This window comes from Pararoseomonas sp. SCSIO 73927 (genome assembly GCF_037040815.1).
Lineage (GTDB): Bacteria > Pseudomonadota > Alphaproteobacteria > Acetobacterales > Acetobacteraceae > Roseomonas.
This window is the reverse complement of sequence record NZ_CP146232.1, coordinates 490,580-509,245: the sequence shown is the minus strand read 5'-3', so window position 1 is coordinate 509,245 and position 18,666 is coordinate 490,580. Positions and strand designations below refer to the sequence as shown.

Annotated in this window: 18 protein-coding genes; 10 read left to right on the top strand and 8 right to left on the bottom strand. The window is 73.8% G+C overall.

The annotated features are described in order from the left end of the window. Position 1: 1 nt before the first annotated feature. Positions 2 to 223, bottom strand: coding sequence for a hypothetical protein (locus tag VQH23_RS02450; protein ID WP_338666038.1), 222 nt, complete (start codon positions 221 to 223; stop codon positions 2 to 4). Positions 224 to 337: 114 nt separating this feature from the next. Between VQH23_RS02450 and VQH23_RS02445 the strand changes: the two genes are divergently transcribed. From VQH23_RS02445 to VQH23_RS02435, 3 genes are read left to right on the top strand one after another with little or no spacing between them, the layout of a single operon-like run. Continuing rightward, entirely contained in the window at positions 338 to 709 is a 372-nt protein-coding gene (locus VQH23_RS02445) for a hypothetical protein (protein WP_338664028.1), read from the top strand. Positions 710 to 711: 2 nt separating this feature from the next. Next, on the top strand, positions 712 to 1,242 hold the full coding sequence (locus VQH23_RS02440; protein WP_338664027.1) for a cell wall hydrolase: 531 nt from the start codon (positions 712 to 714) through the stop codon (positions 1,240 to 1,242). 38 nt (positions 1,243 to 1,280) lie between these two features. Further along, positions 1,281 to 1,649, top strand: a complete 369-nt coding sequence (locus tag VQH23_RS02435; protein WP_338664026.1) for a DUF952 domain-containing protein — start codon at positions 1,281 to 1,283, stop codon at positions 1,647 to 1,649. A 9-nt stretch (positions 1,650 to 1,658) separates the two neighbouring features. Here VQH23_RS02435 and VQH23_RS02430 read toward each other — a convergent pair whose 3' ends face one another. Further along, the gene (locus VQH23_RS02430) at positions 1,659 to 2,504 is read right to left on the bottom strand and encodes a DMT family transporter (RefSeq protein ID WP_338664025.1); all 846 of its coding nucleotides are present in this window, start codon (positions 2,502 to 2,504) and stop codon (positions 1,659 to 1,661) included. Positions 2,505 to 2,622: 118 nt separating this feature from the next. On the opposite strand from VQH23_RS02430, the gene VQH23_RS02425 reads away from it, so the two are divergent. Together VQH23_RS02425 and VQH23_RS02420 are read left to right on the top strand one after the other, a co-directional pair. After that, on the top strand, positions 2,623 to 3,681 hold the full coding sequence (locus tag VQH23_RS02425; protein WP_338664024.1) for a quinone-dependent dihydroorotate dehydrogenase: 1,059 nt from the start codon (positions 2,623 to 2,625) through the stop codon (positions 3,679 to 3,681). Continuing rightward, positions 3,681 to 4,538: a TIGR01459 family HAD-type hydrolase gene (locus VQH23_RS02420; protein ID WP_338664023.1), complete on the top strand. Its 858-nt coding sequence runs from the start codon at positions 3,681 to 3,683 to the stop codon at positions 4,536 to 4,538. The genes VQH23_RS02425 and VQH23_RS02420 overlap by 1 nt, the downstream gene beginning before the upstream one ends. A gap of 287 nt (positions 4,539 to 4,825) precedes the next feature. On the opposite strand, the gene VQH23_RS02415 is transcribed toward VQH23_RS02420, so the two are convergent. Both VQH23_RS02415 and VQH23_RS02410 read right to left on the bottom strand, forming a co-directional pair. After that, on the bottom strand, positions 4,826 to 5,038 hold the full coding sequence (locus VQH23_RS02415; RefSeq protein WP_338664022.1) for a hypothetical protein: 213 nt from the start codon (positions 5,036 to 5,038) through the stop codon (positions 4,826 to 4,828). Positions 5,039 to 5,108: 70 nt separating this feature from the next. Continuing rightward, positions 5,109 to 6,230, bottom strand: coding sequence for a glycosyl hydrolase family 8 (locus VQH23_RS02410; RefSeq protein ID WP_338664021.1), 1,122 nt, complete (start codon positions 6,228 to 6,230; stop codon positions 5,109 to 5,111). A 174-nt stretch (positions 6,231 to 6,404) separates the two neighbouring features. On the opposite strand from VQH23_RS02410, the gene VQH23_RS02405 reads away from it, so the two are divergent. Next, the gene (locus tag VQH23_RS02405) at positions 6,405 to 6,746 is read left to right on the top strand and encodes an Hpt domain-containing protein (RefSeq protein WP_338664020.1); all 342 of its coding nucleotides are present in this window, start codon (positions 6,405 to 6,407) and stop codon (positions 6,744 to 6,746) included. A gap of 25 nt (positions 6,747 to 6,771) precedes the next feature. Here the strand turns inward: VQH23_RS02405 and VQH23_RS02400 are convergent, their stop codons facing one another. Continuing rightward, on the bottom strand, positions 6,772 to 9,384 hold the full coding sequence (locus tag VQH23_RS02400; protein WP_338664019.1) for a response regulator: 2,613 nt from the start codon (positions 9,382 to 9,384) through the stop codon (positions 6,772 to 6,774). Between the two features lie 190 nt (positions 9,385 to 9,574). Here VQH23_RS02400 and VQH23_RS02395 point away from each other — a divergent pair, with 190 nt between their 5' ends. Further along, entirely contained in the window at positions 9,575 to 10,318 is a 744-nt protein-coding gene (locus VQH23_RS02395; protein WP_338664017.1) for an ABC transporter substrate-binding protein, read from the top strand. On the opposite strand, the gene VQH23_RS02390 is transcribed toward VQH23_RS02395, so the two are convergent. Continuing rightward, a complete protein-coding gene (locus VQH23_RS02390; protein ID WP_338664016.1) occupies positions 10,315 to 10,995 on the bottom strand; it encodes a GntR family transcriptional regulator in 681 nt (226 codons plus the stop codon). The two genes, VQH23_RS02395 and VQH23_RS02390, sit on opposite strands and share 4 nt — an antisense overlap. Before the next feature lie 93 nt (positions 10,996 to 11,088). On the opposite strand from VQH23_RS02390, the gene VQH23_RS02385 reads away from it, so the two are divergent. The 3 genes from VQH23_RS02385 (at position 11,089) to VQH23_RS02375 (ending at position 14,297) form a co-directional block, all read left to right on the top strand. Next, a complete protein-coding gene (locus VQH23_RS02385) occupies positions 11,089 to 12,300 on the top strand; it encodes a CaiB/BaiF CoA-transferase family protein (RefSeq protein WP_338664015.1) in 1,212 nt (403 codons plus the stop codon). 23 nt (positions 12,301 to 12,323) lie between these two features. Continuing rightward, entirely contained in the window at positions 12,324 to 13,139 is an 816-nt protein-coding gene (locus VQH23_RS02380; protein ID WP_338664014.1) for an enoyl-CoA hydratase, read from the top strand. 177 nt (positions 13,140 to 13,316) lie between these two features. Beyond that, positions 13,317 to 14,297 carry a tripartite tricarboxylate transporter substrate binding protein gene (locus VQH23_RS02375; RefSeq protein ID WP_338664013.1) on the top strand — a complete coding sequence of 327 codons (981 nt, stop codon included), beginning with the start codon at positions 13,317 to 13,319 and terminating at the stop codon, positions 14,295 to 14,297. Here VQH23_RS02375 and VQH23_RS02370 read toward each other — a convergent pair. Both VQH23_RS02370 and VQH23_RS02365 read right to left on the bottom strand, forming a co-directional pair. Then, positions 14,294 to 15,892 (bottom strand): Na+/H+ antiporter, encoded by a 1,599-nt coding sequence (locus tag VQH23_RS02370; protein WP_338664012.1) that lies wholly within the window; start codon positions 15,890 to 15,892, stop codon positions 14,294 to 14,296. The genes VQH23_RS02375 and VQH23_RS02370 overlap by 4 nt on opposite strands. Before the next feature lie 76 nt (positions 15,893 to 15,968). Further along, the gene (locus VQH23_RS02365; RefSeq protein ID WP_338664011.1) at positions 15,969 to 18,617 is read right to left on the bottom strand and encodes a hypothetical protein; all 2,649 of its coding nucleotides are present in this window, start codon (positions 18,615 to 18,617) and stop codon (positions 15,969 to 15,971) included. Positions 18,618 to 18,666 lie beyond the last annotated feature (49 nt).

Sequence of the window (18,666 nt, the reverse complement as noted above, 5' to 3'; positions counted from 1 at the left end):
CTCAGGCCGCGGAGTTCTTCAGCACCTCGCTCGCGTGCCGGGCGGAACCGGCCGGGGTCATCTCGAAACGCCCGGGCGTCACCTCCTCGGCGAAGCCCATGGTGCAGAGGCGGCGCAGGCAGGCCTCGTCCGGCAATCCCGCCGGGCGGGTGCCGCCATGCGTCAGGAACAGCCGGTGAAGGGCCGCCCGGCAGCAGGTCTCAAGATACGGCTCGTTCCACATCGCCCGCTCAAAGCACCCCTCGCCCTGCCCCGGCAAGTCGGGGCGGCGCATCCCCGCTTCAACCCCGGCTGAAACCACGGCCGATCCGGCCGCCTGGCCGACGAAGGAGGACCCATGCCGTCCTTTCCCACCGATCCCCAGTGGATCTCCGCCGCGGTGGAGACCCCCCTGATGGCGCTGCTGGCGTGGATGCTCCACTCGCTCCGCCGCACCATCGCGCAATCCCCCGATGCCCTCCCGCCTCTGATCCCCTGCAAGCCCGGCACCGACCCCGCCCAGCAGAACGCGGCGCTGGAGCGCACGCGGGAGGACCTGGCCGCCTTCAAGCTGGAGGTGGCGCGCACCTACGTTCCCCTCTCCCTCATCCGCGACGTGGACGGGCGCCTGACCGCGCACCTGATCCGCATCGAGCAGAAGCTCGACGAGGCCACGCGCGCCGCCCACAGCACCGCCGCGCAGATGCGCGTGCTTGCCGAGGACCGCTGACCATGACCATCCCCCGGGACGCCACCGAGACCCTGGCCCGGACCCTCTACGCCGAGGCCGGGCGCCGCCCCGTGCGCGCGATCGAGGCCTTGGCGGCGCTGGCCGTGAACCGCGCCCGCGCCGCGGTGCCCCGACCGCCCCGCATCCCCGGCGCGGCGCCCTTCGCGCGGGGCGGCCACGCCCGCCTGCCGGAGCCGGGGGCGCAGGAGGTGGCGGCCGCCTGCCGCGACCCCTTCCTCTTCCCCAGCCGCAACCCCCGCCACCCCGCCCACGCGCTGCTGGACGCGCCCCCGCCCGGAGACCCGGCGCTTGCTATCTGCCGCCGGATCGCCGTCCGCGCGGTCGGCGGCACGCTGGGCGACCCTACCGGCGGCGCGACCCACTGGCACCCGGAGGAGGAGCTGCCGGCCTGGGCCCTGGCGCGGATGCCGGTGGAGGAGGTCGGCGGGCTGCTCTTCTACCGCCTGGAGACCGGCGCCCGCCCCGCCGCCCCGACCGCGCCAGTGCTGGTCGCCGGGTTGGTCGCGGCCTGAGCCTGGACGCCGGCCCGCCCCCGCGCTTGAAGCGGGGTATGACCGCCCCGTCCGAGCCCCTGGTCCACACCCTGATGCGCGGCGCCGACTGGCGCGCCGCGCAGGCCGCCGGCACCTATCACGGCAGCGCCGACGACCGGCGGGACGGCTTCCTGCACTTCTCCACCGCCGCCCAGCTGCGCGCCAGCGCCGCGAAGCACCGCGCGGGCGAGCCCGACCTGTGGCTCGTCAGCGCGGAGAGCGCGGCGCTCGGCGAGGCGCTGCGCTGGGAATCGGCCGCCGGCGGCAAGCGCCCCGGCCTGTTCCCCCATCTCTATGCGCCGCTGCCACTCAGCGCCGTGCGCGGCGCCGTCTTCCTTCCGCTGGGCGGGAACGGCCTGCACCGCTTCCCCGCCTGGGTGCCCTAGCGCCGCCCCTCAGCGCCGCTGCGCCATCACACCCGCACCGGCCACGATCGCCGCCCCCGCCCACACCACGGGGGCCGGCCACACCCCCCAGACCAGCACGTCCGCCGCCACGGCGAAGAGCAGCGCGGTGAACTCCAGCGGGGCCAGCCGCCCGGCGCTGGCGTAGCGGAAGGCGGCCGCCAGCCCGATCATCGCCCCGCCCGCCAGCACGCCGTTGGCCGAGAGCGCCAGCGTGTCCCGGGCGCTCGGCGTCACCCATTCCACCGCCGCCCAGGGCAGCAGCAGGGGCAGGGCGGGCCCGGCGCTCCAGAGCGTCAGCCGCGCCATCCCCGGCTCGTCCCGCAGGCTGCGGTTCATCACCATGATCATGGCGTGGCAGAGTGAGCCGAAGAGGCCCCAACCATAGGCCGCCCAGGGCGCCCCGGCCGAGATCCCCGGCGAAAGGGCGACGAGGACGCCGAGGAACCCCACCCCACACCACATCCAGGCCCGTCCGGGCACCGGCTCCCCCAGCACCAGCCGGAACAGGCCAAGCACCATGAAGGGCGCGGTGAAGTAGACGAGGTAGCCCTCCGCCATCGGCAGGCTGCGGAGCGAGAGGAAGAACCCCGCCCCGGACCCCACCATCAGCGCCGCGCGGAACAGCTGCGCCCCGGGCCGGCGCGAGGCCAGCCCCTTCTCCCCATCCGCCCGCACCAGCCCCAGCAGCCCCGCCAGGATCAGCAGCGCGAGCAGCACGGCGTAGCGGAAGGCCAGCACCTGGCTGACATGGTATCCGCCGGAGAGCAGCTTCGAGTTGGCGTCCAGCACCGCGAAGAGCGCGAGCGAGCCCAGCAGCAGCAACGGCCCGCGCAAGCGGTTTCTCCCCGGTTCCCCGCCCTCGCTTCTCACCGCCAGCCGCACCCGCGTCAACGCGGCCGATCCCTTCGCGGCCCCTGGCCCTTCCCCCCGCGCTGCGGCAAAAGCGGCGGCGATGCTTCCCGCCCTCGCCTCAGCCCTGATGCCGCTCGTCCGTGGCCTGGACCCGGAGCGCGCGCACGAGGTGGCGCTGCGCGCCCTGCAGCTCGGCCTCGCCGGGCGGGACCGGGGGGAGGACGACCCCGTCCTCGCCGTCCGCGCCATGGGGCTGGAGTTCCGCAACCCCCTCGGCCTCGCCGCCGGCTTCGACAAGAACGCGGTCGCGGTGCTGCCCCTGATGCGGCTGGGCTTCGGCCTGGTGGAGTGCGGCACCGCCACCCTCCGCCCGCAGCCCGGCAACCCGCGCCCCCGCCTCTTCCGACTGGAGGAGGATCGGGCCGTCATCAACCGCTTCGGCTTCAACAACGAGGGCATCGAGGCCTACGCCGCCCGTCTGGCGGCGCTGCCCCGCCCGCTGCCCGCCGTGCTGGGCGCCAATATCGGCATCAACAAGGACAGCACGACGCCGGAGGCGGACTACCCCGCCCTCTATCAGCGCGTGGCCGCGCTGGCCGACTACGTCACGATCAACGTCTCCTCCCCCAACACCCCCGGCCTGCGCGATCTGCAGGGCGAGGCCCGGCTGGCCGCCATCCTGGACGCCACCCTCGCCGCGCGCGCCGAGCTGAAGCGCCGCCCGCCCGTGCTGGTGAAGATCGCGCCCGACCTCGCCGAGGCGGCGGTGGAGGCGATCGTCGGGACCTGCCTGGACCGCGACGTGGCCGGCCTCATCGTCTCCAACACCACCATTGCGCGCCCGGCCACGCTGCGCTCCGCCAAGGCGGCGGAGGCCGGGGGCCTCTCCGGCCGCCCGCTGTTCGAGCCCTCCACGGAGCTCCTCCGCCGCGTCCACCGCCTCTCTCGCGGCCGGCTGGTGCTGGTCGGCGCCGGTGGGGTGGAGAGCGGCGAGACCGCCTATGCCAAGATTCGGGCCGGCGCGACGCTGGTGCAGACCTATGCCGGCTTCGCCTATGCCGGCCCCGCCCTCATCCCCCGCATCAAGCGGGATCTCGCCGCCCTGCTGCGGCGGGACGGGGTAAAGACCCTCTCGGACGCGATCGGAGCTGACGCCTGATGGAGATCCTGGACAGCGTGGCGGGCCTCACCGCCCGCTACCGCGGCTTCGTGCTGGACCTCTGGGGCGTCGTGCATGACGGAAAGGCCGCCTTCCCCGGCGTGGCCGACGCCCTGGCCCGCATGAAGGCGGCCGGCGCCCGCATCGTCTTCCTCTCCAACGCGCCGCGCCGGGCCCACGTGATCGAGGCGCAGCTGACGAGCTTCGGCGTGGACCGCGCCCTCTACGACCACGCCATGTCCTCCGGCGAGATCACCTGGCGGATGCTGCGGGACCGCACCCACCCCTTCATCCGGCCGCTCGGCAGCCGCGCCATGTTCATCGGCACCGCGCGCGACCACTCCGTGGTGGAGGGGCTGGGCATCTCCCTGACCGATCGGGCGGAGGAGGCGGACTGGCTCCTCAACACCGGCCCCGACCCCGAGGGTGCGCGGGCGGGCGTGGAGGCTTTCGAGCCCGCCCTGCAATCCGCCCTCGCTCGCGACCTGCCCATGGTCTGCGTGAACCCGGACCGCGCGGTGATCGTCGGCGGCCGACGGATCATCTGCGCCGGCGCCCTCTCCGAGCGCTACGTCGCCCTCGGCGGCCGCACGCTGGAAATCGGCAAACCCGACCCGGACGCCTACGGGCCCGTGCTGCAACTGCTGGACCTTCCGCGCGACCAAGTAGTGGCGATCGGCGACAGCCCGCACACGGACTTGGCCGGCGCCCAGGCGGCTGGGCTGGACGCCGTCTGGGCCCTGGGCGGCCTAGCCGCGGAGGAAGGGCTGGCCGACGCCGATTCCGCCACGCTCGTGGCCCGCGCGACGGCCGAGGGCGTTTCCCCGGTGGCCGCGCTGCGCGCCCTGCGCTGGTAGCGGCCGCGGCGGTTCCTGTGGCCCCAGGGGAAGAGAAGGAATTCTCTCCCCCTGGACCCCCTCTCATCTTCTTCTAAGGGGCTGCCGCGGAATGCCCGGCTGGAGATGCGCCTGAGGTCGACGACCTCAGGCGGCTGACGCGGCGGCCTGGGCCTACGCGGTTTTAGAAGCTGTCCGGGACCGCTCTCCGATCATCGCGGCCGCGGCAGCCCGATGCAGGTCCAGGAGGCTCAGCCTCCTGGCGGGGTCCAGGGGCAGCGCCCCTGGGGTCACCCGCACGGACCGCCTCAGCGCCGGCCCGGCTCCACGCGGTCCCCCACCCAGTTGCCGGCCCGGTTCAGTGCTGCCCCCGTATCCCGCGCCGCGCCGCCGAGCGCATCGCCCGTGCGCCCTGCCGCCCGGTCCACGGAGCGCCCGGCGCGTTCCCCCGCCTCCGGTGCGCAGCCAAGGAGCAGGAGCGTCGCCGCCAGGGGCAGCAGGAGGGCGGGGACACGGTGCATCGACGGGGGCTCCGGAGCGGGATGGCGGGGCGGGCAGGATGCCGCCCCGCCGCCCGGCCCGCCAGCCGGATCAGACCACCGGTGCCCCGGCCTGGGATTCCTGCCAGGCGAGGCGGGAAAGCATGATGAGGGCGGCGCCGTAGTAGTCCGGCGCCAGGGCCACGCGCGGCAGGTCCTGGATGCGCCGCCGGTTGTCCTGCGTGGCGCGGGCGAGCATCGCCACCGCCTGGATGCCGGCGTGGCCGGGGTAGGGGGCAAGGCTGTTGTTCCGCAGGTCCGTCCAGGCCGGAACATCGTTGCCAGGGCGGGTCCAAAAGGCGGTGCAGGCCTGCAACGCAGGGTTGTCCTTCTGCCGCGCCCAGGCGAGGTAGAGGGGCACGCGCACCGCGTCCCAGGAGAAGCGGGTGGGCCAGCTGGCGGCCAGGCGCGGCCTGAAGCTGCTCTCGCGCGGCACCTCGATCCAGTCCGCGGGCAGGCCCCAGCGGCCGAAGCGCGCCTCGCGGCAGCACAGGTCCAACCCGTCCGACACCAGCCGCCGCCACTGCGGGCCTGGCACCAGCCGCTCGAAGGCGCTCAGCGCGGGGAAGATGTAGTAGGAGGGGTTGACCACCACGTGGTCCCGCTTCTCGAAGCCGCTCTGGGCCGGCAGCAGCACGAGCCGGCCCGCCACCTCCCGGGTGCACAGGGTCAGGATGTCGCGGGCGATCAGCGCCGCCTCCCGCTCCAGCGCAGGGCGGGTGAAGAGGTCGGCGCCGCGCATCAAGCCCCAGGCAATCAGGATGTCGCCGTCCGTGGCGTTGTTCTGGTCGCCCACGGGGTCGACGGAATCGCCCCGGTACCGCCACGCGTGCAGGTTGTCCCGCCGGTGGCGCAGGTAGCGGCGCGTCCAGTCCCAGATGCGGTCGAAGGTGGTGACGTCCCCGGCCTCGGCGGCGAAGAGAAGGCCGAAGCCCTGGCCTTCCGTGTGGCTCTCATCCCCCTTGCCGGAGTCCAGCACCCGGCCTTCCCGGGTGACGTAGCGGCCGCGGAAGGCGGCCCATTCCGTCTTCAGGTCGGCCAGCCACTCGGGCATTCCCTGGGCCTGGCCGCCCCGCGGTAGCGCGAGAAGGGCAGGGGCCGCGAGAAGACCGAGAACGGAGCGGCGGCCCTGGATGGTGCGGAGGGCGGCACCCTGGTCGACGGTGCTGTGCATGTTCGCTTGGCCCGGACGATTGACGCGAGGCAAACGTACTAACACACGCTATAGTTGTTAAGAGAAAGTTTGCGCATCCTTGGGTTGGTTTGTTCTGAAACGCGTTCGGGGCGATCCCGGAGCGGGAGCCCGGCGCGAGTTGACCCTGCGAACCAGGGCGAGCAAGCTGAAGTGGTGAGCGCGATCGACCCGGACGTAGCAGGCCAGTTGGCCGCAGAGCTTCCACGCGACGTCTTCGTGGGGATCGTGCGGACCTTCGAGCAGGACCTGGCCCGGCTGGTGCGGCAGATGATCGATGCCGTCCGGGCCGGAAACACGGAGGAGTACCGCCGGGCCGCCCATGGCCTGGCCGGCGCGGCCGGCTCCATCGGTGCCAAGGCTCTGGAGGCCCTGGCCCGCCAGGCGATGCGCCCGGACGACCGCACCCCGGCGCAGCAGATGATCCTCGGCATCGGGCAGGAGGCGAAGGCGGCGCTCGGCGAGCTGGCCGCCCTGGCGTCCGAGAGCGAGGCCTGACGGTCCGGGCCCTGGAGGGGCCGCCCTACTCCGCCGCCGGCTCCCCCACGCGCGGGGTCAGGCCGATCGCGCGGACAAGTTGTTCCCGCTGCACGGGCTTGGACAGGTAGTCGTCCATGCCGGCCTCCCGGCACTGGCGCTCGAACTGCGGCCCGACCGCGGCCGTGAGGCCGACGATGCGGGTCTCGCGGTTCAGCCCCGCCGCGCGGATGGCCCGCGTCGCCTCCAGCCCGTCCATCACGGGCATCTGGAGGTCCATCAGGATCACGTCGAAGCGGGCCGCGCCGCAGGCCTCCACCGCCTCCGCGCCGTTGCCGGCCACCGTCACCTCCGCCCCGATCCGCGCCAGCAGGGCGCGCATGAGGAGCTGGTTCGTCGCGTTGTCCTCGACCAGCAGGATCCGCCGCGGCCGCGCCGGCTCCGGGGCTATGGCGGGCGCCGGCGCGGCCACGGCGGCCGGGGCCAGGGCCCCCAGCACCGCCTCCAGCAGTCGGCTGGGCAGGGCCGGCTTCAGCAGCATGGCGTCGATCAGGCCGGGCGGGGGTGCCCCCAGCGGCATGGCCTGCGCCTCCACCCCGAAGGAGCAGAGAATGAGGGCGGGATTGCCCAGCGCCGGCGCCTCGGCGCGGACCTGGCGGGCGATCTCGATCCCCCCCATGCCCGGCATCGCGCCGTCCAGCACCGCGGCGTGGAAGGCGGTGCCGCGCCGCGCCGCCAGCCGCAGGAGGTGCAGCGCCGCCGCCCCGCTCTCGGTGGCCAGCGCCGAGGCCCCGTAGGCCGTGAGCTGGCGCACCATCACCTCGCGGTTCAGCACCAGGTCGTCCACCACCAGGATGCGGCGCCCGGCCAGCGGCGGAGGAACGGGCTCGGGCTGGGGCATCTCCCCCACCACGATCCAGAAGCGGAACACGCTGCCGCCGCCCTTGCGCGGCGTCGCCTCGATGCCGCCGCCCATCTGCTCCGCCAGCTTGCGGCAGATGGCCAGCCCCAGCCCCGTGCCGCCGTACTTGCGGCTGATGGAGGCGTCGGCCTGGGTGAAGCGCTCGAACAGGATCGGCACCTTGGCCGGGTCCACCCCGATCCCGGTATCGGCGACGGAGAGGTTGAGGCGCAGCGCCCCCGGCTCGTCCTCCAGCGGGACGGCCGCGATCGAGACCTCGATCCAGCCGCTCTCGGTGAACTTGATGGCGTTGCCGACGAGGTTGAACAGGATCTGCCGGAAGCGTCCGGGATCGCCCAGCACCTGCCGCGGCAGCTCCGGCGGCAGGGAGGCGACCATCTCCACGCCCTTGGAGGCCGCCCGGGCCGCGAAGAGCTCCACGATGGTGGAGATCTCGTTCTCCAAGGTGAAGGGGATGTGCTCGTGCTCGATCATCCCCGCCTCCAGCTTGGAGAAGTCGAGGATGTCGTTCAGCACCATCAGCAGGTGCTCGGCGCTGCCCTGGATGGTCTCGCCGTAGCGGCGCTGGATGGGGTCCAGGTTGGAGTCCAGCAGCAGCCCGGTCATGCCGATCACGCCGTTCATCGGCGTGCGGATCTCGTGGCTCATCGCGGCCAGGAACTCCTCCTTGGCCCGCGTGGCCGCCCGCGCCTCCCGCTCGCTCTCCTGCAGCGCGTCGCCCTGGGCCTTCAGCAGCGCCGCCTGGCGGGACATGAGCCAGAGGGCGACGAGCATGATGGCCGCGATCGCGATGCCGCCGCCGATCAGCAGGGCGCCCAGCCGCTCCACCCCCTCCAGGGCCGCGCGCTTGGGCCGCGCCGCCTCGATCACCATCGTGCCCTGGCGGATGGTGGAGAAGGAGGCGAAGACGTCCTGCCCGTCCTGGTCCAGGCCGGAGAAGGTCCCGCTCTCCCGCCGCGGCAGGAAGTCCCGGAACAGCCAAGCGGAGGGGTTGGCCTCCCCGATCCCGTCCACCCGCCCGTCCGAGCGGGCGAGGAGAAGGCCGTTCAGGGCATGGATCCGCACCGTCACCCCGAAGGCCTCCGCGTGGCGGCGCCCGACGGAGATGAGGTAGTCCGGGTTCAGAAGGGCCACGGCCGCGCCGCTGAACTCCCCGCCGGGGGTCCGCAGCCCGCGGGCCAGCGGGATGGACCAGATTCCCGCCGCCTGGATCGCCCGCGCCTGCATGGAGGCCGAGCCGCCAAGGAAGCGCCCCGCCTCCGGCGCGCCCAGGCGCAGGGCGGGGCCGCCCAGCCGCAGCACCCGGAACCAGTCCCGGTCCGCCACCGAGGCGCCCCGCAGGCTCTCCACCGTGGAGGCGGTCACGATGCCGTTGGCGTCCACCACCAGCACCGCCCGCAGCTGGGGCACGTCCCGGATGCGTCCGGCGAGCGAGCGGGCGGTGCCGGCGGGGTCGGGGTCGGCGGTGCGCTCGGCCATGTCCAGCAGCACGAAGTCCACCGTCTGGATGGCGCGGGCGAGCTGGTCGGCCATGGCGGCGGTCACGCCCATGGTCAGGCGCTCCGCGTCGTTCGCCGCCTCGCGCTGGCCCCGGTCGAACAGAATCAGATAAACAGCGGCGAAGCAGACGCCCACCACCAGCACGGTTGCCGCGAAGAGCCGCCAGGGCCGGGGGGTGGCAGGCCTCAGCGGGTCGGGCTTCAGCAGCCGGTAGAGGGAGGTTGGCGACGTGTTCATGCGAGGTGCCGCCATCATCGCAGCACTTTGTCTCTTTTGCGAGACCGCATCGGTCGGCACGGGCCAGGCTCAGTCTTTGAACCGCCGGACCGTCGATCCGCCAGCCGCGCCCAGGTCAGTGGAAAGGCCCGTCGAAAGGCCGGCGGAGAGGCCACCGGAGAGACCGGTGGAACAGCCGCCGGAGCGGCCGATGGACAGGCCCGCGGAGAGGCCGCTGGACCGCGTCTCCCAGATCCGCGCGCGGCGGGAGCTGCTGATCTGCACCGTGCCGGACCTGCCTTCCCTCTCCTGGCGGAACGCGCGGAACGGGGAGCTGGAGGGGCTGGACGCGGACATGGCACGCTACCTCGCCGCGCGGCTCCGTGTGCGGCCGGTCTTCATCGAGACCCTGCCGGGCGCGATCGTCGGCCTGATCGAGCGGGGGAACTGCGACGTGGGCATGGGCGGCCTCGGCATCTCCCCGGCCCGGGCGGAGCGGGTGGCCTTCACCAAGCCCTTCCTCTCCGGCCCCCTCGCGGCCGTGAGCCAGCAGGTCAGCCACCGCGTGCCGGGCTGGGCGGAGATGGACCGGGACGGGGTGGTGGTGGCCGTGCTCGCCGGCTCGGTGGCCGAGGAGGTGATGCGCCAGAGGCTCCGCCAGGCGGAGCTCTTCTCCGTCTCCGCGCCGCTGAACCCGGAGCAGGAGACGGGCGCCGGCCGGGCGGACGTCTTCGTGACGGACTACGCCGACGCCCGCCGGCTGCGCGAGAACGATGCCTGGCGCGTCTCCGACGCGCCCCGCACGGTGGGGGAGACGCTCTACGCCTACGCCGTGCCGAAGGACGACCCGGCCTGGCTGGCGGAGGTGAACGGCTTCCTCTCGGCGATGAAGGGGGACGGCACGCTGACGCGGGCCGCCCAGCGCTGGGAATTGCGCGACATGCTGGTGAACTAGGCCTTCAGCCCCAGCGTCTCCAGCCAGCGCCGCTTCCCGCCGCCGGCCACATGGGCCTCCCCCAGGGCGCGGGCGCGGGGGACATCGCCGGCGGCCGCCGCGTCCAGCATCGCCGCGTGCTCCGCGTTGCTCTCCCGCATCGCCGCGGGGCGGGCGAGGGAGCGCTGGCGGGCCAGGTGGCTCTCCTTCAGCAGGGAGCCGTAGAGGCCGGCGGCGCGGCGGTGCCCGGCGGCGTCCAGCAGCACCTCGTGGAAGGCGAGGTTGCGGGCATAGTAGCCGGCCGCCTCGCCGGCCCCGGCATCGGCCTCCATCGCCGCTACCTGCGCGCGCAGCCCCTCCATCACCCCCGGCGGCAGGGCGCCCGAGGCCGCCAGCTCCGCGATGCGGCCGAGGACGAAGCCCTGGAGCAGGGCGCGCATGTCGTAGAGCTCGGCCAGCTCCTCCGGCTCCAGCCGCCGCACGCTCATGCCCTGGCCGGCGGGGCCGGCGGCCACCAGCCCCTCCCGCTCCAGCCCGCGCAGCGCCTCGCGCAGCGGCCCGCGGGAGAGGCCGAGGCGGGCGGCCAGCGCCACCTCGTTCAGTCGCGCCCCCGGTGCCAGCTCGCCGGAGAGGATGAGCTCCTCCAGCGCGGTGCGCGCGCGCTCGGAGAGCGGGGCCGGTGGGGAGGGCAGGTCCATGCGGGGCAGGGCATCACGGCCGCGCGCGCCCTGTCAACAGGCTGTTGACAGGGCGGCCCGCCCGGCCCAGCCTGTGCCGCAGGAGGAACCGCCATGCTCGACGCCCCGAACCCCGCCGAGACGGGAACCGCCGCCGGCGCCCTCTCCCGCTTCACCGTGCTCGATCTCACCCGCGTCCGCTCCGGCCCTACCTGCGTCCGCCAGCTGGCGGACTGGGGCGCGAAGGTGATCAAGATCGAGATGCCCGAGGGGCTGGACCAGGGCGATCCGATGGGCGGCCCGCGCGGCGGCCCGGACTTCCAGAACCTGCACCGCAACAAGCGCGGCCTGACGCTGAACCTGAAGTCGCCCGAGGGCGTCGAGATCCTGAAGAAGCTTGCCGAAAAGGCCGACGTGGTGGTGGAGAACTTCCGCCCGGACGTGAAGGACCGGCTGGGCATCGGCTACGAGGATCTGGCGAAGGTGAACCCGCGCCTCGTCTACGCCTCCATCTCCGGCTTCGGGCAGGACGGGCCCTACGCCGGCCGCCCCGGCTTCGATCAGATCGCGCAGGGCATGGGCGGGCTGATGTCCATCACCGGCCTGCCCGGCCAGGGCCCGGTGCGCGTGGGCATCCCCATCGCCGACCTCTGCGCCGGGCTGTTTGCCGCGCAGGGCATCATGGTCGCGCTGCTGGAGCGCGAGGTGTCGGGCAAGGGGCAGTGGGTGCAGACCTCCCTGCTGCAGGCCCAGGCCTTCATGCTGGACTTCCAGGCCGCGCGCTGGCTGCAGGCCGGCGAGGTGCCGAAGCAGGCCGGCAACAACCACCCGACCAGCATCCCCACCGGGGTGTTCAAGACCAGGGACGGCCACATCAACATCGCGGCCACCGGCAACGCCATCTGGAAGCGTTTCGCGATTGCCGCCGGCGCGCCGGAATGGCTGGAAGACCCGCGCTTCAAGGATGCCGGCTCCCGCTCCGACAACCGCGACGCGCTGAACGCCCTGATCGACGCGAAGATCGCCGAGCGCACGAGCGAGGAGTGGGTGATGGCGCTGAACGAGGCGGGGGTGCCGGCGGGGCCGATCTACTCCATCGATCAGATGTTCGGGGACGAGCAGGTGAAGCATCTGGGTATCGCGACGACGCTGGACGATGGCGCGAAGAGCCAGACCTACGTCGCCCAGCCTTTCACCCTCTCCCGCACGCCCAGCCGCATCGTCAGCCACCCGCCGGCGATCGGCGAGCACTCGGCCGAGATCATGGCCGAGATGGGCCTGCCCGAGGACGAGATCGCGGGGCTCAAGTCCCGCCAAGTGATCTGAGACCAGGTGATCTAGGACAGCACATGCCCGACGCGCTTCCCCCGCCGAACCCGGCGCTTGGCACCGACAAGATGCTCTCCCGCAAGGAGGGCGGCGTCGGCTGGATGATCTTCAACAACCCGGAGCGCCACAACGCCGTCTCCATGGAGATGTGGGAGGCGGCGGAGAAGATCCTGGCCGATTTCGGGGCCGACCCGGAGATCCGCGTGGTGGTCGTCACCGGCGCGGGCGGCAAGGCCTTCGTCTCCGGCGCCGACATCTCGAAGTTCGAGAGCGAGCGCAGCAGCAAGGAGGCGGTGGACGCCTACCAGGCGCAGACCGCGAAGGTGTACGACGCCCTCTCGGACTTCCCGAAGCCGACCATTGCCGCCATCCGCGGCCACTGCATCGGCGGCGGCTCCGCGCTCGCGGTCTGCTGCGACATGCGGATCTGCACGGAGAAGTCCTCCTTCGGCATCCCCGCCGCGAAGCTCGGCCTGGGTTACCCGCTGCCGGGCATCCGGCGGCTCGTGCACCTCGTCGGCCCCTCCTTCGCGAAGGAGCTGTTCTTCACCGCCAAGCGCTTCACCGCCGAGGATGCCCGGGTCATGGGGCTGGTGAACCGCGTGGTGGCCGATGACGCGCTGGAGGCCACGGTGGGGGACTATGCCAGCACCATCGCCGGCAACGCGCCGCTGACCGTCGGCTCGGTGAAGGCGATCGTGGCGGAGGCGCTGAAGGCCCAGCCGGACGAGGCGCTGTGCGACCGCCTGGTCCGCGAGTGCTTCGGCAGCGAGGACTACATCGAGGGCCGCCGCGCCTTCATGGAGAAGCGGCCGCCGCAGTTCCGCGGGCGCTAAGCCCGCTGCAGTTCCGCGGGCGGTAAGCCCGCTGCAGTTACGTTAGCGGTAAGCCCGCTGCAGTTGCGTCAGGGGTAAGCCCGCCGCGGTCTCGCGGCCGCCAGGCCCAGCGTTCAACGGCCCCCGGAGAGACCCGCGACAGACGGGCCCCGGGGCGCCGCAGGAGGAGAGTCCGAGATGATCCACCGTCGCGCCCTGCTGGGCGCCGGGATGGCGGGCTGCGCCCTGTCCCTCCCGGCGATCCGCGCCGCCGCCCAGGAACCCTGGCCGAGCAAGCCCATCCGCATCGTGGTGGGCTTCGCCGCCGGCGGCGCCACCGACATCAGCACGCGGGTGATGCAGCCGAAGCTCACCGCCCTGCTCGGCCAGCCCGTGGTGATCGACAACCGGCCGGGCGCGGGCGGCAACCTCGCCACCGAGATCGTGGTGCGCGCCCCGGCCGATGGCAGCACCTTCCTGATGGGCACGATCGGCGCCCTGGCCATCAACCCCAGCCTCTACGGCAGCCTGCCCTTCGACCCGCAGGCGGACCTCACCCCCGTCGCCATGGCGGGGAACGTGCTGAACGTGCTGGTGGTACCGGCGAACCGCCCGTGGCGGAGCGTGGCGGAGCTGATCGTGGCGGCGAAGGCGCAGCCGGACACGATCACCTACGGCTCCTCCGGCGTCGGCGGCGCGGGGCACCTGGCCGGGGCGCTGATGGATCAGATGACCGGCTGCAAGACCGTCCATGTCCCCTATCGCGGCGGCGGGCCGATGATGACGGACCTGGTGGGCGGGAAGGTGGACTACGCCTTCTCCACCGCACCGACCGCGCTGCCCCAGGTGCAGTCCGGCCGGCTGCGGCTGCTGGCCGTGCCCACCGCCCGCCGCATCCGCGCCCTGCCGGACACGCCGGCCATGGCGGAGACCCTGCCGGGCTACGAGGTGCAGAACTGGTACGCGCTGGTGGGGCCGAAGGGCCTCTCGCCCGCGATCGTGGCGAGGATGAACGCCGTGGTCCGCGAGGCCCTGGCGGACCCGCAGGTCTCCGCCTCGCTGGAAGGGCAGGGGGTCGAACCCCTGCCCAGCTCGCCGGAGGACCTGGCCCGCTTCATCCGCGAGGAAACGGTGAAGTGGGCGCCGATCGTCAAGGCGACGGGCGCGCGGCCGGACTAGCCCGCCTCGCCCCCGCGCAGGCGCCCGGCCATCAGCTCCTGCAGGTCCAGGTCGTGCTCCAGCGCGTGCAGCACCTCGTCGTGCAGGCGGCCGGCGCGGTGCAGGCGCAGCACCTCCGCCCGCCCCGCGGCCACGGCGGCCAGCACCACGCCGAAATGCTCGTCCCGCGCGCCCTGCAGCTCCTCCGACGCCTCGCTGAACCGGGCGGCGGCGCGGGCGCGGTAGCCGTACTGCTCCAGCAGGCGGGGGTGGCGCACGGTGCCGTCCGGGGCGCGGGCCAGCGCCTCCACCGCGGCAAGCTGGACCGAGGCCACCTTTGCCTCGGCCTCGTGGTGGGTGAGGTGGATGCCTCTCTCCTCCGCGTGCGCGCCGGCGCCGAGCAGCCGGATCACCCACCCCAGCGTCGTGCCCTGGACCAGCACGGTGACGAGGATCACCGCGAAGGCGCTGACAAGGATCAGGTCGCGCCCCGCCATCTCCTCCGGCACGGAAAGGGCGATGGCCAGCGTCACGACGCCCCGCATCCCCGCCCAGCCGATCACGGCGGAGGTGCGCAAATCCATCCCGAGCGACGGGCGCCCCCGCAGCCGGTCCTGCGCGCCCACGAGGAGGCGGGCGCCGAAGACGAAGACGAAGCGGGAGAGGATCACGGCGACGATCACCGCCAGCACCGGCCCGCCGAGGTTCTGCAGCGCGTCCTCCGCCCCGCCCAGCCGCAGCAGTACGCCGCGCAGCGAGAGGCCGATGAGGACGAAGACCAGCGCCTCCAGCAGGTGGGTCATGATCTCCCACACGGCGGTGCCGGTGCGGCGGCCGCCCGCCGTGAAGATTTCGTGCTGGTACCAGCCCAGCACCATGCCCGTGACGACGGTGGCGATCACGCCGGAGGCGTGCAGCTCCTCCGCCAGGATGTAGGCGGCCCAGGGCATGAGCAGGGTGGTGATGATCCCCAGCTCCACGGAGCGGAACAGGCCGAGCAGCCGCACACCCGCCGCCCCCACCGCCAGCCCGGCCACGATGCCGCCGACGGCGAGCACGCCGAAGCTGAGCGTGGCGTCCCACAGGCTGAAGGTCCCGGTCAGGGCCGCCGCCACGGCGAAGCGGAACAGCACGAGGCCGGCCGCGTCGTTCAGCAGGCTCTCCCCTTCCAGCAGCATCATGGTGCGGCGGGGCAGGCGCACCCGCTGCAGCACCGCCTTTGCCGCCACGGCGTCGGGCGGGGAGACGACGGCGCCGAGGGCGAAGCAGGCCGCCCAGGGCAGTTCCGGCACCGCCCAGCGCACGACGAGCCCGACGGCGAGGGTGGTGAAGGCCACGGCGCCGACCGCGAGCGCGAGGATGCCGCCCAGCTGCGCCCGGAACTCCCGCCAGGGGGTGAAGTAGGCGCTGGCCATCAGCAGCGGCGGCAGGAAGAGCAGCAGGACCAGCTCCGGGTCCAGGCTCAGCGCGGGCATGCCGGGGATGAAGGTCAGGGCGCCGCCGCCGAGGATGAGGGCGGCAGCGGGCGGCAGGCGCAGCCATCGCGCCAGCGCCTCCAGGCACACCACCGCGACGAGGAGGAGCAGGATGAACTCGAATTGCGCGGTCGGTGACATGGATCTCTCTGCCGGTGTTCCCGGGTTAGCGTAACATCGGGCGCGCCGGGCGGGGATGGTGCCGGGCGGCCGGGGTTCAGGCCCGCGCGCTCAGCGCCAGGGCGGTCAACTTTGCCAAGTCCGTCCCTGCGCTGCGCACTCCGCCCACCGTGCCACCGCCGAGCAGGGTGACGAGCTCCGACAGGCGCGTCCCGCCCGACCCGGCGTAGAGGGGCGAGAGGTCGAGCGTGCCCGCCGCGCCGCCCGTGGCCCGGTAGGCGCCCACCGCCGCCGCCAGCGCCGCCGCGGTGGCAGCCGGCACGGCGAGGCCGATAGCGGGGGAGAGCGGCTTCGCGGAAGCGGACCGGTACACCGCCGCGTCCCGCACCACCGAGTCAAAGCCCGCGCCATCGCCATCGCCCCGCAGCGCCGCCAGCGCGTTGACGGAGCGCGTGCCGGTGGCACGGGCCGTGATCTCCAGCGTCGGGCTGCTGATCGTCAGGCGGCCCTCCGCCCTGCGCGCCACCACCAGCAGGTCCTGCGCGCTGCCGGCGGGCCCGGCCCGGAAGACGAGGGCGGAGAACTCGGGGCCGGTGAACTCCGTGCGGCCCGTCACGTCCTTCCCTTCCAGCAGCAGCCGCGCGCCGGCGCCCGTCCCCGCCACATCGTCCCGCATCGCGACGCGATAGGTCATGCCGGCGTCGAACACGCCGCCGGCCGTGTCGAACAGCGTGTTCATGGAGAGCAAGTCGCCCGCCGCCGCGGTGAAGTCGCCCACGGCCCGCAGCGCGGGGGTCTTCTGGGCGCCCAGCGGGGCGTAGACCGCCGCGTCCGACGCGATGCGGGCGTAGCTGTCCTCCGGCGCGCCGCGCAGCGCCGGGGCGGCGTTGATGGAGCGCTCCCCCGTGCTGCTCGCCGTCACCTGCACGGCGCGGCTGTCCACCTTCATCCCCCTGGCGTCCGTGGCCCGCGCCACCACCAGCAGGTCCTGCGAGGTGCCGCCGGCGCCCGCGATGAATTGCAGGCGGTTGAATTCGGCGGGGGTGAAGTCAATCCGGCGGGTCACGTCCTCCCCCTCCAGCAGCAGCCGCGCGCCAGAAGCCGCGTCGCCCTCTCGCAGCGCCACGCGGTAGCCGCTCACCTCCGCCCTCGCGCCCGTGGGGGAGGCGAAGAGGTCGCGCAGGGCGAAGGCATCCCCCGCCCGCGCGGTGAAGTTGCCGGCCGTGACCAGGCCCGGCGCCACCTGGCTTCCCAGCGGCGCGTGCAGCGCCGCCTCCGACGCCACGCGCAGGAAGTCCGCATCCGCCGCCGATGCGTCGATCCCCGTCCGCAGCGCGCCCGCGGCGTTGAGGGAGCGCGCGCCCGTGACCGCCGCGCGGATCACGGCGGGGGTGCTGTCGGCGATGGAGGTCAGCCCGCCCCTGCCGTCCTCCCTACCGGCGCGCGCCACCACGAGGATGTCCTGCGCCCCGCCCTCCGGCCCCGCCACGTACTGCAGCGACAGGAACTCGATCGGGGAGAAGTCCGTGCGCTCCGTCACGTCCTTCCCATCCAGCACCAGCCGGCCACCCGAGGGGCCGCCCGGATCGTCGCGCAGCGCCACGCGGTAGAGCGCCGGCTCCGCGCCCTTGCCGGCGGGGAAGAGGTCGCGCAGCGAGAGGCTGTCCCCCGCCTTCGCCGTGATGTCGCCGGCAGCCGCCAGCGCCGGGGCCGGGCGGCCGGTGCTGCCCGTGAGGATCGCCGCGTCCTGCGCCACCCTCACAAAGCGGGCGTCCGGATCCGCGGGGTCCACGGCCGTCCGCAGCGCCGGCGCGGCGTTGGCGGAGCGCGCGCCGGTGACGGCCGCGGTGATCGCGACGGCCGGGCTGTCCACGATGCCCGTCAGCCGGCCATCCCCCGCCCGCGTGCCGGCGCGGGCCACCACGAGGATCTCCGCCGCGCTGCCCGCCCCGCCCGCGACGTATTGCAGGTTCACGAACTCCTCCGGCGTGAAGTCCAGCCGGCCGGTCACGTCCTCCCCGCCCAGCATCAGCCGCGCGCCGGTGCCGGCATCCTCGCGCAGCGCCACGCGGTAGAGGGCGGGCTCGGTCTTGCCGCCAACCGTGAACAGGTCGTGCAGGGCCAGCGCGTCGCCCGCCCGCAGCGAGACGTCGCCCGCGCCCGTGAGGCCCGGCGCCGTCCGGCTGCCATGGGCGGCGAAGACGGAGGCGTCCTGCGCCAGCCGCACGAATTCCTCGTCCGCCCCGCCCGCCGCCGGGGTGCGCAGCGCCGCCAGCACGGAGAGGGAGCGCGTGCCCGTGACGGTCGCGGTGATCTGCACGGGCTCGCTGTCCGCGATCTTCGTCCAGCGGCCGTCCGCGCCCCGCATTCCCGTGCGCGCCACCACCACCAGCTCCTGCGCGCTGCCCGCCTTGCCGGTGACGTATTGCAGCTCGTTGAATTCCATGGGGTCGAAGTCGGTGCGGGCCGTCACGTCCTCGCCGCGCAGCGTCAGCCTGCCGCCGCCCTCGCCGCGCAGGGCCACGCGCATCAGGTCGGCGCCAGGCGATCCGAACAGCTCCCGCACGGAGAGGCTGTCCCCCGCCTTCGCGGTGAAGCCGCCGGAGGGGAGGGGCACGCGGATGTCCACGATGTCCGCAGCCGCCGCCGGGCCGCCCGCGGAGGCCGGGGGCGGCGTGGCGGCGGCGTAGCCGGCCGGCAGGCTCGTGTAGAAGGCGGCCGCTTTACCGCTGAGGGTGACGGACACGGGGCGGTCCTCGCGAAACCCGCTCCAATCTGCCCGCGCGCCGTTAACC

Excerpts from the sequence above, each read along its gene's own strand:
- VQH23_RS02435 (WP_338664026.1), top strand. The coding sequence starts at position 1,281 with ATGACCGCCCCGTCCGAGCCCCTGGTCCACACCCTGATGCGCGGCGCC.
- VQH23_RS02395 (WP_338664017.1), top strand. The coding sequence starts at position 9,575 with ATGGACAGGCCCGCGGAGAGGCCGCTGGACCGCGTCTCCCAGATCCGC.
- VQH23_RS02410 (WP_338664021.1), bottom strand. The coding sequence starts at position 6,230 with ATGCACAGCACCGTCGACCAGGGTGCCGCCCTCCGCACCATCCAGGGC.
- VQH23_RS02440 (WP_338664027.1), top strand. The coding sequence starts at position 712 with ATGACCATCCCCCGGGACGCCACCGAGACCCTGGCCCGGACCCTCTAC.
- VQH23_RS02445 (WP_338664028.1), top strand. The coding sequence starts at position 338 with ATGCCGTCCTTTCCCACCGATCCCCAGTGGATCTCCGCCGCGGTGGAG.
- VQH23_RS02375 (WP_338664013.1), top strand. The coding sequence starts at position 13,317 with ATGATCCACCGTCGCGCCCTGCTGGGCGCCGGGATGGCGGGCTGCGCC.
- VQH23_RS02390 (WP_338664016.1), bottom strand. The coding sequence starts at position 10,995 with ATGGACCTGCCCTCCCCACCGGCCCCGCTCTCCGAGCGCGCGCGCACC.
- VQH23_RS02380 (WP_338664014.1), top strand. The coding sequence starts at position 12,324 with ATGCCCGACGCGCTTCCCCCGCCGAACCCGGCGCTTGGCACCGACAAG.
- VQH23_RS02385 (WP_338664015.1), top strand. The coding sequence starts at position 11,089 with ATGCTCGACGCCCCGAACCCCGCCGAGACGGGAACCGCCGCCGGCGCC.
- VQH23_RS02370 (WP_338664012.1), bottom strand. The coding sequence starts at position 15,892 with ATGTCACCGACCGCGCAATTCGAGTTCATCCTGCTCCTCCTCGTCGCG.
- VQH23_RS02450 (WP_338666038.1), bottom strand. The coding sequence starts at position 223 with ATGTGGAACGAGCCGTATCTTGAGACCTGCTGCCGGGCGGCCCTTCAC.
- VQH23_RS02400 (WP_338664019.1), bottom strand. The coding sequence starts at position 9,384 with ATGAACACGTCGCCAACCTCCCTCTACCGGCTGCTGAAGCCCGACCCG.
- VQH23_RS02425 (WP_338664024.1), top strand. The coding sequence starts at position 2,623 with ATGCTTCCCGCCCTCGCCTCAGCCCTGATGCCGCTCGTCCGTGGCCTG.
- VQH23_RS02420 (WP_338664023.1), top strand. The coding sequence starts at position 3,681 with ATGGAGATCCTGGACAGCGTGGCGGGCCTCACCGCCCGCTACCGCGGC.
- VQH23_RS02415 (WP_338664022.1), bottom strand. The coding sequence starts at position 5,038 with ATGCACCGTGTCCCCGCCCTCCTGCTGCCCCTGGCGGCGACGCTCCTG.